14 protein-coding genes are annotated in these 14255 nt (G+C 60.4%); 5 read left to right on the top strand and 9 right to left on the bottom strand.

The window, feature by feature from the left end; all coding sequences use genetic code 11:
• Window positions 1–6 precede the first annotated feature (6 nt).
• The gene (locus tag VFO29_04945) at window positions 7–372 is read right to left on the bottom strand and encodes a hypothetical protein (protein HET9392853.1); all 366 of its coding nucleotides are present in this window, start codon (window positions 370–372) and stop codon (window positions 7–9) included.
• A gap of 38 nt (window positions 373–410) precedes the next feature.
• Window positions 411–917 carry a hypothetical protein gene (locus VFO29_04940; GenBank protein HET9392852.1) on the bottom strand — a complete coding sequence of 169 codons (507 nt, stop codon included), beginning with the start codon at window positions 915–917 and terminating at the stop codon, window positions 411–413.
• Window positions 918–1121: 204 nt separating this feature from the next.
• Between VFO29_04940 and VFO29_04935 the strand changes: the two genes are divergently transcribed.
• Window positions 1122–1589, top strand: coding sequence for a hypothetical protein (locus VFO29_04935; protein ID HET9392851.1), 468 nt, complete (start codon window positions 1122–1124; stop codon window positions 1587–1589).
• Here the strand turns inward: VFO29_04935 and VFO29_04930 are convergent.
• Genes VFO29_04930 through VFO29_04920 form a run of 3 tightly spaced genes read right to left on the bottom strand, consistent with a single transcriptional unit; the run spans window position 1579 to window position 3404 of the window.
• Entirely contained in the window at window positions 1579–2550 is a 972-nt protein-coding gene (locus VFO29_04930; GenBank protein ID HET9392850.1) for an NAD(P)-dependent alcohol dehydrogenase, read from the bottom strand. The genes VFO29_04935 and VFO29_04930 overlap by 11 nt on opposite strands.
• Window positions 2551–2590: 40 nt before the next feature.
• Complete coding sequence (locus VFO29_04925; protein ID HET9392849.1) at window positions 2591–2878, bottom strand: hypothetical protein; 288 nt, start codon at window positions 2876–2878, stop codon at window positions 2591–2593.
• Window positions 2879–2897: 19 nt separating this feature from the next.
• Entirely contained in the window at window positions 2898–3404 is a 507-nt protein-coding gene (locus tag VFO29_04920; protein ID HET9392848.1) for a hypothetical protein, read from the bottom strand.
• A 93-nt stretch (window positions 3405–3497) separates the two neighbouring features.
• Here VFO29_04920 and VFO29_04915 point away from each other — a divergent pair, with 93 nt between their 5' ends.
• The gene (locus VFO29_04915; GenBank protein ID HET9392847.1) at window positions 3498–4238 is read left to right on the top strand and encodes a hypothetical protein; all 741 of its coding nucleotides are present in this window, start codon (window positions 3498–3500) and stop codon (window positions 4236–4238) included.
• Here VFO29_04915 and VFO29_04910 read toward each other — a convergent pair.
• Both VFO29_04910 and VFO29_04905 read right to left on the bottom strand, forming a co-directional pair.
• Window positions 4224–5021: an alpha/beta fold hydrolase gene (locus tag VFO29_04910; protein ID HET9392846.1), complete on the bottom strand. Its 798-nt coding sequence runs from the start codon at window positions 5019–5021 to the stop codon at window positions 4224–4226. The genes VFO29_04915 and VFO29_04910 overlap by 15 nt on opposite strands.
• Window positions 5022–5024: 3 nt before the next feature.
• A complete protein-coding gene (locus tag VFO29_04905) occupies window positions 5025–5711 on the bottom strand; it encodes an HD domain-containing protein (protein ID HET9392845.1) in 687 nt (228 codons plus the stop codon).
• Between the two features lie 64 nt (window positions 5712–5775).
• Between VFO29_04905 and msrA the strand changes: the two genes are divergently transcribed.
• Genes msrA through VFO29_04890 form a run of 3 tightly spaced genes read left to right on the top strand, consistent with a single transcriptional unit; the run spans window position 5776 to window position 8873 of the window.
• Window positions 5776–6378 carry a peptide-methionine (S)-S-oxide reductase MsrA gene (msrA, locus tag VFO29_04900; protein ID HET9392844.1) on the top strand — a complete coding sequence of 201 codons (603 nt, stop codon included), beginning with the start codon at window positions 5776–5778 and terminating at the stop codon, window positions 6376–6378.
• A 41-nt stretch (window positions 6379–6419) separates the two neighbouring features.
• Window positions 6420–7520, top strand: coding sequence for an aromatic ring-hydroxylating dioxygenase subunit alpha (locus tag VFO29_04895; GenBank protein ID HET9392843.1), 1101 nt, complete (start codon window positions 6420–6422; stop codon window positions 7518–7520).
• The gene (locus VFO29_04890) at window positions 7521–8873 is read left to right on the top strand and encodes an amino acid permease (protein ID HET9392842.1); all 1353 of its coding nucleotides are present in this window, start codon (window positions 7521–7523) and stop codon (window positions 8871–8873) included.
• Here the strand turns inward: VFO29_04890 and VFO29_04885 are convergent.
• The gene (locus VFO29_04885; GenBank protein HET9392841.1) at window positions 8807–11068 is read right to left on the bottom strand and encodes an MFS transporter; all 2262 of its coding nucleotides are present in this window, start codon (window positions 11066–11068) and stop codon (window positions 8807–8809) included. The genes VFO29_04890 and VFO29_04885 overlap by 67 nt on opposite strands.
• A gap of 89 nt (window positions 11069–11157) precedes the next feature.
• Window positions 11158–14241: a hypothetical protein gene (locus VFO29_04880; GenBank protein HET9392840.1), complete on the bottom strand. Its 3084-nt coding sequence runs from the start codon at window positions 14239–14241 to the stop codon at window positions 11158–11160.
• Between the last annotated feature and the right edge of the window lie 14 nt (window positions 14242–14255).

Genomic DNA, 14255 nt, shown 5'->3' with positions numbered 1-14255 from the left:
CAGCGCTCAAGGCAGTTTTGAGCGTCGCAGATTCCATAACCCGTGCGCTGCGAGGATAGCGCAGAAAACGGAGGTGGTTGCGAGCGCGAGGAGTGTCCAAACGAAGAAGAACACTCCGCTAGATGCAGCGAGCGTGCCGGCCGGCAGTCCTCCTGGTCTGTTCACGTGAACGGTGAAAACTACCATGCCGGCCAGCGATCCGAGGAGCATGATCACGTGCCCCGATCGCCGCTCGGCGAGCACCAGCGCCCCGTATAGCCAGATGACGAGGATAGCTATTACCGCGATGTTTGCGGCCGGCGACCTATCGGTCCCATAGACGATGTCATCCGTCAAGTGGAGCGACAGCAGAATGATCGCGAGCAAAGACATGACGGTTAAGATACGGTTGTTGCGGTTCAAATGTAGTCCTAGCATTTCCGCGTGCTAACACCCGGCTTGCCATCGTACTTTCCTTCTAACTTCATACCGTTGAAGGACAGCGTGAAGTAGTCGTCCGTCTTGGATTGCAGCCAGTGCACGTGGTAGGTATTCCCGCCGGTATTTTGCCACCGGCCGACGCCGCTCTGCACGAGCGAACTGCCCCTATATGACGCGCCGCCGTTCTCGTTGAACGTGACAGTATAGCCGTTCCACCAATTCCACGTGCCGACGATGCGCTTCTCCTCTTTGTCGATCGTAGCGCGAAGAAACGAAGCCCAGCGTTTACCCGCGTGAACCTCGACCGTATCGCCCAACTCTAGACGAGCCTTCTTCTCGCGCCAATACTCCAGCGCGTCGCTGTAGAGCCGCACCGCTGGATTCTCCTGGCCGGGAGTGACGACGCGCCAGTGTTCTACGAGGAAGGTGTAATTCTTGAGATTCCGATCGATGATGGCGGGATCTTCCGTCGACATGTCCTTTAGGGTCGATCTCATCTGCTGAAGACTGAATTCTTGGCCGACACCTGCGCACGGTACCTGAGCCGCCGCTGGGGCCTCACCTAAGAAGCTGCCGCAAAGAAATATGACTGCGGCGATCACGCCGGCTAACAACGATCCAAGGCGTCTCAAGAACGTACCTCCTGCCGGCCCATCATTTCGACACAGGAATAGACTCCACTTGGGATATATGGCCTATCCATGAACGGTATTGTCGTGACGATCGCCTCCCTTGTGCTTGCTGCGGCTTTGCCTGCAGCGCCGGCGCCACTCGCCGGTCTGCAGTATCTGGTTGGTACCTGGAACTGCACGTACCACGCGGGAGCGACACGCTTCGCTTACCGTGCCGCCTATGCTTACGATAGTGACGGCCGTATTTTACGGCAAAGTGCTACTTGGACGGGCGGCGGCGACGAAGAGTTACAAGCGTACGACGCGCAGCACGGCCGTTGGACGGCGATCGTTCTCGACACACAAGGAACTGCCACAGTCATGCGTGCGACCGGCAGCGATCCGACGCACATCGCCTATCACAGCATCTACCCCGACGCAAGTATTGCGGTAACGTTCGATCGCGTCTCCGCGACGGAATACACGCTGCACGGAACGGTTCGCACGGGTGGCAAGACCATCACCTCAGTCGATACCTGCGTCCGCGCTAGCCATTAATGACGATAACGACCTTCGCGCGAGCGTGACCTTGATCCACGTACCCGAGTGCTGCAGCCGTTTCGTCCAAGGTATAGCATCGATCGATGGCGGGCTTGAGCTTTCCCTCGCCGGCAAGTCCGGCCAGAAAGCCTAGGTCGCCCTGATTGCTCCTTGCAATGAACGACACATACTTGCGCGAGCCAAGGCGCGAACGCACCGTCATTGCCACTAGCCGAGCCAACAGCCCGAAAAGTGTGACATTTTTCGGCGCGCCCGCCGCGACGTAACGACCGTCGGCAGTTAGGATTGCTCCGAGCTGCGCGAGCGGCCGATCTCCTACAAGATCGTAAATAACATCATATCGATCTTCGGTTTGCGTGAAATCTTGCTGTGTGTAGTCGATGACACGATCCGCGCCAAGAGATCGCGCCAACTCTACGTTGCCCGTGCTGCAAACGCCGGTTACGGTTGCGCCCAAGTTCTTGGCAATCTGCACCGCGAACGTACCGACGCCGCCCGACGAACCATTTATCAGGACACGCTGCCCAGGGCGGACTTTTCCGTAGTCGCGCAACCCTTGCAAAGCCGTGAGGGCAGATATCGGCAATGCCGCGGCTTCCTCGTACGTTAGGGTTTCCGGCTTCTTGACGAGGCGGGACTCCCGCGCACAGACGTACTCCGCAAAAGCGCCTGGGCACATGCCTAAAACGGCGTCGCCATGTTTGAAGCCGGTGACACGCGAGCCCACGGCCACAACCTCTCCGGACACGTTGCGACCCGGCCTGAACTTCGGTTTGCGCATGCCGAAGAAAAGCCGCACAATCGCCGGCTTACCGTGCATGAGGCGCCAATCGGGCGCTTCGATCGACGCGGCCCGGACGGAAATGAGCGCTTCGTCTTCATTCGGCACCGGTTCCGGCGCATCGCAAATCCGGACAACATCGGCGTTGCCGTAACCTGAGTATACGGCGATTCTCATCTGCCCGTATTACAAAACAACGGGCTGGTTGTTTCGCGCGCTAGCCGGTGACGGGCTTATCTTCCTCTTCCGCTTCGGATTGCTCCGGTTTGTCTCGAATGGTTAGGCCAAGCGACTTGTGATAGGTTTCGCTACGTGCGAGCGCCTCGGCGATGTCGTCTCGCGTTCCCTGCTCCCTAAAGAGCTTCAATATGCGCTCACGGCTCTCGCGCAACTGTTTCGCCCAGCCTTCCAACACGGCACCTGGGACTTCGGGTGCATCCGGAGGACGGCTCACCCACTCTTCCATCGCGTTATACGCGGCCAAGCCTTGGCGCTCGGCGTCCAATAACTCGTCCCGATAGACGCTAATAGCGGCGCATGCTCCGCATTGTGGCTGCCAAGTCCGCGAGACTGCCGCCCTTCAGCGTGATCGCGTAATAGTTGCCGCCGCTTTGCCATGCTAAGACTGCGTCCGAAGGATACGCGTAGTTGACCGACGCGACGTACCGGACTTTCACGCCCGATCCGAGCACGACCCAGGTGCCGCCGCCGGGTATGTCATCTATACTCAGGGGCTTCGACGAACCGTACACGTGACCGAAACTACAGACGTGCGCGCCGTTGCAGTCCGCAACCGCCGCAATATCCACGGCATAATGCGTCTTTGAACTTTGTTCGATGATGGCAAACGGGCCGGCGTCGACCCAGCTCGGCAGTCGCGTCGGGAGCAGCACTGGGACGCGCGTTGCCGTTTTCAGTTTCGGCGCAATCGCGGCAAAAGCGCGCGTTGCGTTGATGCTCTTTGCCGGCGGATTGGCTGCAACCAGCAACGCGATCGCCGCCAGCAGAGCAGCCGTACTATACAGTTTCATAGTCTCCTCAAAGTGCGAGATCGGCCCGGGTGATGCCTACCTAGCTAGGAACGCGTGCCGAAACTTCGCCCGGCTCGCGAACGTATCAAAGATATGTTGCTGTTCAGAGTCGCCGTATTGGCGTTTTGCGGGCTTTTGCTTGGCGTCCCCGTTGCTCGCGCGTCGAGTTCGGACGTTCCCCAACGACTCCGCGAGGCGTTGCAAACGCTCGCCGCCGAGCACCACGGGCTCATCGGTTTTCACCGGCACTACGTAGTCACCCAGCGCGCACCCGGCCACAACGAAGACGACGCAAATGACTCGGGGCGCCTACGGGATGACGGGCGTCTCGTGTGGGCACATCGCTATAGCGGCAATGCCGGCGGCAAACAGTACACCGCTGACGACATTGCCAAAGTCAATGCGCAACTAGACAAGAAGCCGCCCGGCGAAGATGTTGACGTTCCTTTGAGCCCGGACGCACTGGCCGAATACCGTCTCGCTCCGGCGGCGTGCAGCAGTTGTGCGCCGGGAAGCATCGCGTTCTCCTTTACGAGCTCAAAGCGCGATGCCAATCACAATGACGGTATGTACATCATTGACGGCCGAACGGGCCGCCTAACGCAGATCGTGTGTCATCCGGCCGTTCTCCCGAAAGACGCCGATTCGGGAACCATAACAGTCACATTTGGCCGGGTCACGCCTGACCTTTGGAGCGTCGTAGAGGTTCGGCAGCATTGGACCGGCCACGTTTTGTTCATTCACGGCAGCCGTGACGTCGTGTCGGCGTATTCGAACTACCGGCGCTTCAGTTCGCTCGACCAAGCGCACAAGTCAATACTAGCGGGAATCTAGCTCCGATAAGAATCCGTTTACGATCGTATTGAACAATTCGGCATTCTCCATGTTGCTCATGTGGCCCACACCCTTCATTTCGACCTTACGCGCGGCCGGAATTTCCGCGGTTAATTTGTTCGCAATGCGCTGGAAATCCGGCAGATCGCGCTCGCCGACAAGCACCAGCGTTGGCGCGAGTATCTCGCCCAATCGCTCGGCTGACGGCGGCCGAATGCCGCGCGCCGTGCTCTTATTCACCCATGTCCATCCTGAACACTCGGTCACCATCTGCGCTAACTTCGACCGGCACTCAGGCCGTTCGCGCGCCGGAGCGAACAAGTCATGCTCCATCCACATCTGATTTGCGGCGCTCGCACCTTGCTGCGCCGCTCTCTCCCGAATCGCGGCATAGGCCGCTTCCCACTCGCCGCTCCATTCGAAGCCGTCCAGCGCTGCATCCACCAAGACTAATTTCCATAAAGCGTCCGAAAACAGCAACGCAAATTGAAGCGCAATCATACCGCCTAGCGACAGGCCGATCACGTTTGCCTTTGGAGCTTCGAGATGGTCCATGAGAGCGCGCAGATCTTCCGCGTGTAGAAATCGCTCTTCTGTCTGGGGAGCCGATTTTCCAAAGCCCCGCAGGTCGTACCGCATGACGCGATAGCGACGCGCGAATACGTCGAATTGATCGTCCCACATGCGCATGTCCAGCCCCAGACCGTGAACGAAAACCACCGGCGGTCCTTCGCCGGCGACTTCGTAGTGGAGGCGCGTGCCGTTTACATCGGCAAAGGGCATCGCCTACATCGCCGTCCCTGAAAATGTTTCGCGATCGATGGCGTCGAGGAACGCCTGCAGTTCGGCAACGCGCGCAGCGCCCATCGTCTTCGCCGTGTGCGTAACGAGCTTCGGCGGAATATCCTTGATGAACGAGCGCAGCGATTTAATCGCCGGTCCGAAGCTAGGTTTCTGCGCACCCGTTAGCGAGATCATACGCGCGGCGCCGATCGCCCCGAGAAAATCAAGCGAGTCCGCGTCGTGCAGGACGATCGCTTCCGGTATCGTCCCCGGATCGCGATAGTACATGTGACCGCGTTCGGCCGCAGCCACAGCGGCATACTTCTGCATCGGAAATCCCGCCGGGCGAAGAATGGCCTCACTTTCGATCGCAGCGCAATCGCCATGTTCCATCTTCGGATCGCTGCACGGCTTGAATGCGGCCATGTCGTGCAAGAACGCCGCCGCGAAGAGCACATCGGTGTCCACGTGCAGATTGTCGCCCTGCGCGAGTTGCAAGGCGATCCGGTAGTTGCGTTCGGAATGCTGCCAGCCCCACGCCGGGTGCTTGAATGTCGTTTGCGCGAGTGTGTAGACGGTCACTTTCCACGGCGCATCCAACGGAATGCCGGTTGCCGTCGTTGGAACGGTTGCGGCCTGTAGCGGGGTGACGAGCGATACCGCCAAAAACGCGGCGATGAATACTTTCATAATCTTGACCTCTTCGGCGCTCCGCAGTCGCATCCAGGCTTGGTCCGCAAGCGTTATAAGGAATATGAAACGCGCTCTAGCCCTTCTCGTGGGTCTCGCCCTCTTCTCTCCGGCCGCCGCATCGGCCGCGCCGCTCCAACGCGTCGTGCTCGCCGGCGGGTGCTTCTGGGGCATGCAGGCCGTCTTCGAACCGCTCAAGGGCGTCACCAAGGCCGTGGCCGGCTACTCCGGCGGCAATGCCCTGACGGCGCACTATGAAATCGTGAGCACCGGGATGACCGGTCACGCCGAGTCGGTCGAAGTGACCTACGACCCCGCGCAGATCTCGTTCAAGCAACTCCTCGATGTGTATTTTTTGGTCGCGCACGATCCGACGGAATTGAACCGGCAAGGGCCTGACGAAGGAACGCAGTACCGTTCCGAGATTTTCTTTACGACGAACGCGCAGCGCGACGAGGCCGGCGCTTACATAAAGCACTTGACGAACGCAAAGGTTTACTCCGCGCCCATCGTTACGAAGATCGAGCCGCTCCGGGCGTTTTATGCCGCCGAAGGCTATCACCAGGATTACGTCGCCCACAATCCCGACAATCCGTACGTCGTCTACAACGACAAGCCGAAACTGGCCGCGTTGCGGCACCGTTTCCCGCAACTGCTCCGCAACTGAACGCACAGGCTCGCACCTAGCCGGCGCGGAAGACGCGCCTCGTGACGACGTTCGTCAAGGCTTCAGCCGCGCGCGGCGCGCGCACGCTCGATTCGCAGTGGTATTGTTCGCCGGATATATTCGCGCGCGAAAATGAGCGGATCTTCTCGCGTTCCTGGATCTGTGCGGCGAGAATCGAAGACCTGGAGGAACCGGGACGCTATGTCGTCCGGGAGATCGCCGGCGAGAGTCTCATTCTCACGGCCGACGATGCGCGCAACGTTCGCGCTTTCTACAATGTCTGCCGTCATCGCGGCACGCGTCTCTGTGCGGACGAGACCGGCATTTTCAAAGGTACGATTCAATGTCCATATCACGCGTGGACGTACGGCTTAGACGGAGCCCTGCGTGTTGCGCGCAACATGGACGGCGTCGAGGATTTCGACCTGAGCGCCTATCCGCTGCGCGAAGCGTCCGTTGCGCAGTTCGAAGGATTTGTTTTTGTCGCGCTCGATCCGCTCGAGCCGTTCGCAGAAACTTTCGCCTCACTCGCCGGCCGGTTCGCAGCCTGGCAGTTGCCGAAACTACGCCGGGCTGCATCCATGACCTATGACGTGGCGTGCAATTGGAAGCTCGTCTTTCAAAACTATTCCGAATGCTATCACTGCCCGGTCATTCACCCGCAGCTCGAACGCCTGTCACCTTCAGATAGCGGGCGGAACGACCTCATCGAGGGGCCGTTTCTTGGCGGCTACTCCGAACTGCGCGAATCCGCTGCGACCCTGACCGTAAGCGGTAGGACACAGCGGCCGTTGCTTGCGGGTGACGAAAATAGCTCGCGCGTTTACTACTACACGATTTTTCCGTCGCTTCTGCTCGGCTTGCATCCTGATTACGTCATGGTGCATTACGTGCAGCCGCTCGGGCCGGCCCGAACGCGGATTGTTTGCGACTGGCTCTTCGATCCGCAGACAATGGCAGAATGGTACTTTGATTCCTCCGACGTGGTGGACTTTTGGGATCTCACCAACCGCCAGGATTGGGCGGTTAACGAGTTGACGCAAGCCGGCGTTGCGTCCCGCGCCTACACGCCCGGTCCATATTCTCAACAGGAAGGCCTACTGCACGCGTTTGACCGCCACTATTTGCGGATCATGCGCTAGATGACCGATGGCCAAGAGAAACTTGCTCGCAAATTAACCACCTTCGACGCCACGCTCATCGTGATGGGCGGGATGGTCGGTTCGGGAATATTTCTTACGCCGCCGCTTGTTGCCCAGCTCGCGCGAACCGCGCCATTGATCGTCGCGACCTGGATTTTGGGAGGCGTCGTTGCTTTGGCCGGCGCCTTCATCTTCGCCGAACTTGCCGCGCGGCGGCCCGGCGTCTCCGGAGTCTACGGCTACTTGCGCGACGGATTGCATCCGGCCATCGCCTTTACCGCCGGCTGGACAGCGCTGCTGGTGAGTTATACCGGCGCAATGGCAGCCTCCGCGATCGCGTTCGCAGCCTATCTCGAGCCGATGACCGGTTGGCACATACCATTGTGGATCACGGCGGCTGCGTTGATTCTGGCGCTCACCTTTGTCAACTGTCTCGGCGTTCGCTCCGGCAGCACGACGCAAAACGTCTTCATGGTCTTGAAGATCGCTGCCATCGCGGCCATCATCCTAACCGGTTTTTTCGGCGCCTCGCATCCTGCGGCTGCATTGCCGGGACCGATCGCTCCCGGTTCTTGGATCGTGCTCGTCGGTTTCGCCTTAGTTCCTGTCCTGTTTGCATACGATGGCTGGCAAACCGCGCCGTTCATCGACGCCGAACTCAAGGATGCTCGCCGGTCCATGCCGCGCGCGTTGCTGTGGGGCGTCATCGGCGTTATCGCATTGTATTTGGCAATTACGCTGGCGGCGCTTCGCATGCTCGGACCCGACGGCCTAGCACATTCACACGCGCCGGCCGCGGACATGGTCCGCAACGTCTTCGGTGCGCCCGGCCAGCGTGCGGTCGCAGCGGCGGTTGCGATTTCAACTCTCGGGTATTTGAGCAACGCGATGCTCGTCTCGCCGCGGCTTTATTATGCGATGGCCGCCGACGGTCTCTTCTTCAAACAGCTCGCCTGGATCCACCCTCGAACCCAAGTGCCGGTTATCGCGATCGCGGTGCAGGGAATCATCGCAGCGATCATCACGGCCTTCAACGGTTTTCAGCAAATCGTCACCTACGTAACGTCGATAGATTTTATTTACTTTGCGCTGATCGCGTACACGCTCTTCGTCTTTCGCCGCCGCGATCCGGAGGCGCATGCCGGCTTCGCCGTTCCGGGTCATCCCTGGACGACGCTTTTCTTTATTGCCGCGAGCGTCTACGTGGTTGTCAACGCCCTGATAACCGTCCCGCGCGAAACGCTGATCGGGATCGGCATTCTGCTCACCGGTATTCCGGTGTATTTCTACTGGCGTTCGCTGGCCGACAAGGCAACGGCTGCGTCAAGAGTCTCGCCGATAAAGCGCGCCTGAAACGCCACAATGTCCTCTACCATCGGATAATTCGGATGTTTGCGCTCGGCAGCCAACATGTATCCGGTTTCCGTTCGCTCCAGTATCTTTAGCCGAAGCATCGAGGCAAGGGCACGTCTCGTTACCGCGTCCGGCGATTGCTCCAGTTCGGGGTCGACGAAAACGCCCCGGGGTAAAGCGCTCAAACTCGTGCGCACCGCGTCGACCGCCTCGTCTTCGGTAAATGCCGCGTCCCGCTCTATCAGCCAGCTTGAAAGCAGCGCGCTGACCGTCACGGCCCGCGCTGCGCGCAACTCGTTTTCGGCCTGCTCGCGTCGCTGTAATGGAACCACGTGGTACAGTTGCGAGAACTTCGGCGCGAACGGATCGTAACTGATTGCGGCGATATAGATCTCTCCAGCGAGCGGCTCCAGCCTCTCCCAGATCCCTCGAAACGGCAACGCCGCGCCGGTTACGGTATATCCGCCTTCCGGCGTCACGTACATTGTCGCGCCCCGGCGCACAGCGTCTTCGAAAGCTGCCATATCCTCTTCGACGCCTCGCCGCGACACGTCCAACTGCTCTTTGCCGTACACGGCCTGCAGCTCGGTGATGCGAACGTACGCGTCCTGGGCTGTTTGAAAGTACTGGGCGCGGAACAGATCGCGCGTCGTCAGCCCTTGCAGGCCATAACGCTCGATGACCGGGGCTTTGAAGATCTCCTCAAGCGGAAGGACTCCGTGCGAACGCTCGACGCTCCAGGCCCAACGCGCGATCGACCGCGACTGCAGTTCGTTTTCGATCGGTAGCAAGCCGATGGAACGAAAGAAACCATTCATGTTGAGGTTTCGCAGCACGCGCCACAGTGACGGAAAACGCACCGCCATAAAGCCCGGTTCGAACAACAGCTTCGCTGTCGCCGCCAGAAACGGTGAACGGAACGTCGCGGTAAGAAACCCCAGCGCCGTAAACGGCATCAAGTCCAACTCGTTTTGATGATTTGAAATCACAAGTGCCGGGCCGCGCCGGCGCGGCAAGCGTCCCCACATACGAATCCGGTTTGCAGCGTGCGTGAAAATCCAAACGACGGAGCCTATGATCAGGCGCAGCAGCATGCCCCACCAAGGCAACAGCGGCCGGCGGCCCACGGCCAAAACCGACAACGAACCGATGGCGAAGCTGCCTGCCGCTGCGAAGAACAGCAGACGATACCCCGCGATCGACGTGCCGTACGTCGCCAGCAGCCAGCCTCCGAACAGCGGCGCGATAACCGCCGGGAAATTTTGCGCGATGCCCCAGGTGCCCAGATCGCGCGCGACGTCGCGTAACTTTGGAACGCTGTCGATCGCAAGCGCCCATCCGGTCGAAAGAACTCCGCCAAACCCGATTCCAAAGAGTACGGAAAACGCATACATCCATCGCTCTTCCGGCACGATCGCAAAGCCGGCCGCTGCCAGCGTCATGGGAATGCCGCAGGCCGCAACCACAAGCTTGCGCGGCACGCGATCGGAGAGCCAGCCCAGATAAACCGCCGAAGCAATCGAGCCGATCAATGCCGCGGCGGCGACTAAGCCGGTTCCAACCTTCGGATCGCCGACCTTGAGCACGTCGCGAAAGAAGTACAAAATGAACGTCATCAACAGCGACAACCCGAACGCCAGAAACAGCCGCGCTATAAAGACCACGACGAAATCGTGCCAGTCGCTGATATGCGCGTGATCTTCTTCTGCGTTTCCCGCGTCGTGCTCGCTTACCGCGAACAGCGTAATCGCTCCGAGCGCCACCGCAACGGCAATTCCGATGAACGTGCTTTGCGGATACGTACCCGCCGCAACACCGATGCCGACGACGACGCCGATAACCATCGCGACGCCTCGAACGCCCGAGACCGTGCCCCAGAATTGTTTCGGCACGACGTCGGGCAGTAGCGCTTGATACGCCGCCAAGGCGACGTTCGCGCCCGCCGTTGCAAGCAAGAGAAATAGTGCGAAAAGGCCGAGGCTGCGGACCTCGGCCATCATGACCAAGCAGACTACGTCAACGGCGGCGCCTGCAAGGATGAACGCGCGCCTCGGAACGCCTTCGCGCCGCAATCTGTCCGAGAGCGCGCCCGCCACGGGTGGAACGGCCATCGACACAAACGCTACGAGCGCCGCCAAGACCGCAAAGACTCTCACATGATCTTGCGGAGCAAAATAGACGACTGCTGCCGGCACGGAGATCGCAATGAGCGCCGTATCTTGAAAATGCAGCGGAACCCAAAAAGCGTTGAGAAGCGCGGACTTCCAGAGGCTGTAGTTGGACTTCAGAGATGCAGCTCCGGAAGTGCCGCGGCGCGTAACTGCGCATTGAGTGCGGTGAGTTGGGCTCCGAACAACGGCGCGAGATCGCCTTCGATCTGCGTCATCTCGCCCGCGTATTGCTTTGCGAAATTCTGTTGTGTGCTGGTCGGGGGACCGTCATATTGCTCGATCGTATTCCGCAGGTAAGCCAACTGTTCGCTCACCATCGCCGGGCGGCGATAGCCGCTGGGTTCGGGATTGCGCAGTCGATCGAGTTGCGCCGACAACGATCCGTCGTACGCATCGAGCGCCGGACCCAGCGACCCGGCCCGCGCTCTCACCGCCGCGATTTGGCGGCGTAGGTTCTCGAGCCGCGCGATCGCAACTTCGGCGCGTTCCTGCGTCGCCGCAAGTCCCATGAGCGCGTCGTATTGCGCCTGCAAATCTGCGGCCGCGGCCGGGTGATGCGGATCCATTGCGACAACCAGCGGCGCCGTCACCACGCCCCCCGGAGCATCAACTTCAAGCGTGTAAGTTCCCGGCAAGACTTGCGGGCCCGTAATCCTCATCGAATAGAAAATGTAGTTGCGGCGGCGGTCTTGCACCGTCGCACGACCCGACGGGGGCAACGTGCGAAGATCCCAGGTAAAGCGGTTGAGTCCCGCATGCACCGTGACAGGGAACGCTGCGACCAACTGCTTCTGAGCATCCAGCACACGCACGTTTACCGCAGGCTTTGCCTTCGGCGCAGCCGGGGGCGTCCGGGCGAGATACAAACTCAGGAGCGCGCCATATGGTTTGTTATCCGAAACAAATTCGCCGCGGCCGTGCTCGCGGTAGAACGAACTCGAATAGCGCAGCGCCGGCATCGGTGGAAAGAGATACGTGCCCGCGGACGTCGCGCGCGTCCATTGTTGGAACGGTGTTACGTCGTCCAACACGTAGAAGCCGCGCCCGTGCGAACCGAGTATCAGGTCGTTGTCGCGCGGATGCACCTGCAGATCGAAGATCGCGACGTGCGGAATCCCCAACCGAATGTCGTTCCAGTGTGCGCCGCCGTCAAAAGAGGCAAGCGCGCCCGTCTCCGTTCCGGCGTATAGCAGCTGAGAATTGCGCGGGTCCTCTCGCACCACGTGCACGTAACTCGGCAATCCGCGCCCGATTGCCGCCCACGACTTTCCGTAGTCGCGCGTGACGTACGCATACGGTGCGTAGTCGTTCCACTGATGACGATCGAACGTCGCATACGCTACGCCCGAGGTAGCCGGCGACGGTGCGAGCGAGCTCACGCGCGCGGGCAGCGGTAGACCGGGAACGTTTGCGATGACGTCCTGCCAGTTCTTCCCGCCGTCGCGCGTCAGTTCTACGTGGCCGTTATCCGTGCCGTACCAGACGGTGGCCGGGTCCTTGGCGTCTTCGCCGATCGCGTAGATGGTGCAATACGTCTCCGCATTGGTCTCATCGAACGTGATCGGACCGCCGCTCGCGGCCAGTTGCGACGGTTCGCAGCGGGTGAGATCGGGGCTGAACTCGCTCCACGAGTTCCCTTGGTCACCGGAACGGAACAGAACGTTGCCGCCAAAGTAAATGACGTCCGGGTCGAAGCGCGAGATGAGCAGCGGCGCACTCCAATTGAAACGATACTTATTCGTGGAGGGGGGCGTTCCAAAACCGATGATCGGCTGGGGCGAAATGTATCGCCGCTCTCCCGTGAGCAGATTCTCGCGCGCGAGATCTCCGAAGTGCGTATCCTCGTAAACGATATTCGGATCGCGCGGATCGGCCATCGCATACTGGCCGTCGCCCCAGTCCGAGATGTTCAGCCAGGCGCCGCCGCCCACGCCGTCGTTGGTGTTCAACGTTTCGTTCGGTCCGCGCCAAACCTCATGGTCCTGCAAACCGCCCATCACGTGGTACGGCACGTCCATGTCGTAGCCGACACGATAGATCTGCGCGAACGGCACGACGTTGTCGAAGTTCCATGTCTTGCCGCCGTCCACGGAATAGTCGAAGCCCAAGTCGCTGCCGTTGAGCAGCCGCTGCGGATCCTTCGGATCGATCCACAGGTCATGGTTGTCGCCGCCGCCGCCCGCATTGTGAAAATGTATGCCGCCGTCTTTTGAGACCGTCAATCCGCCGGCCACGGCGAAGACTCGCTGCGGGTTGGACGGGTCGCAGCGTACTTGCGAAAAGTAGAACGGTCTGAAATTGATCTCTTGGCTCGAATTTCTCAACTCCCAGTGCGCGCCGCCGTCGAGCGAGCGGTAGAGCATCCCCTTCTTCACCGGCACGAACGCATAGACGATCCGCGGATTGCTCGAGCACACATTCACGCCGACGCGGTTGATCGGTCCGTCGGGCAAGCCGTTATGCAGAGCCGGATCGGTTAGCCGCCGCCAGGTGCGGCCGGCGTCCGTGGATTTGTACAATCCGCTTCCCGGGCCGCCGCTGCGCATCGTCCATGGGCGCCGCAAGAAATCGAACGTTCCCGCATAGACGATATTGCCGTCGTGCGGATCGAAGGCGATGTCGCTGCCACCCGTGGTTTCATTAACATACAGCACGCGGCTCCAGTGCAAGCCGCCGTCGGAGCTGCGGTAAATTCCGCGGTCGCCGCCGGGCGCAAACTCATGTCCGATTGCGGCAGCCAGCACGATGCGATCGTCTTGCGGATCGAATGCGATCTTGGCGATGCTTCCGCTGTCGCTCAAACCGGTGTTTCGCCAATGCCGCGCTGCGTCAACCGAAAGCCAAATGCCGTCGCCGTACGCGGCGGTGTTACGCGGAAATCCCTCACCTGTTCCGATCAGCAGGCGTTGCGGGTCGCGCGGATCGATCGCTACGGCGCCGACAGCCGCGGTTTGGCCGGCCTGAAATACCGACGCAAACGAAAGCCCGCCGTCTTCCGACTTCCACAAGCCGCCCGACGAATGCGCGAGATAAACAATCTTTGCGTTTCCCGGTATGCCTGCGACCGCGTCGAGGCGCCCGCCCATTACGGCCGGCCCGATCCAGCGATAGGCAAGATCGCCGAATGGCGATGAATCCGCGGACGCGGCCGTGACGGCGCACAAAAGGAGCAGACATGCAAAAAGCCCGGCTTTCACCGGGCTTCCAATCC

The sequence above is a fragment of the Candidatus Rubrimentiphilum sp. genome, assembly GCA_035710515.1.
Taxonomy (GTDB): Bacteria; Vulcanimicrobiota; Vulcanimicrobiia; order Vulcanimicrobiales; family Vulcanimicrobiaceae; genus Rubrimentiphilum.
The sequence above is the reverse complement of the archived record's forward strand: the minus strand, read 5'-3'. Positions and strand labels throughout refer to the sequence as shown.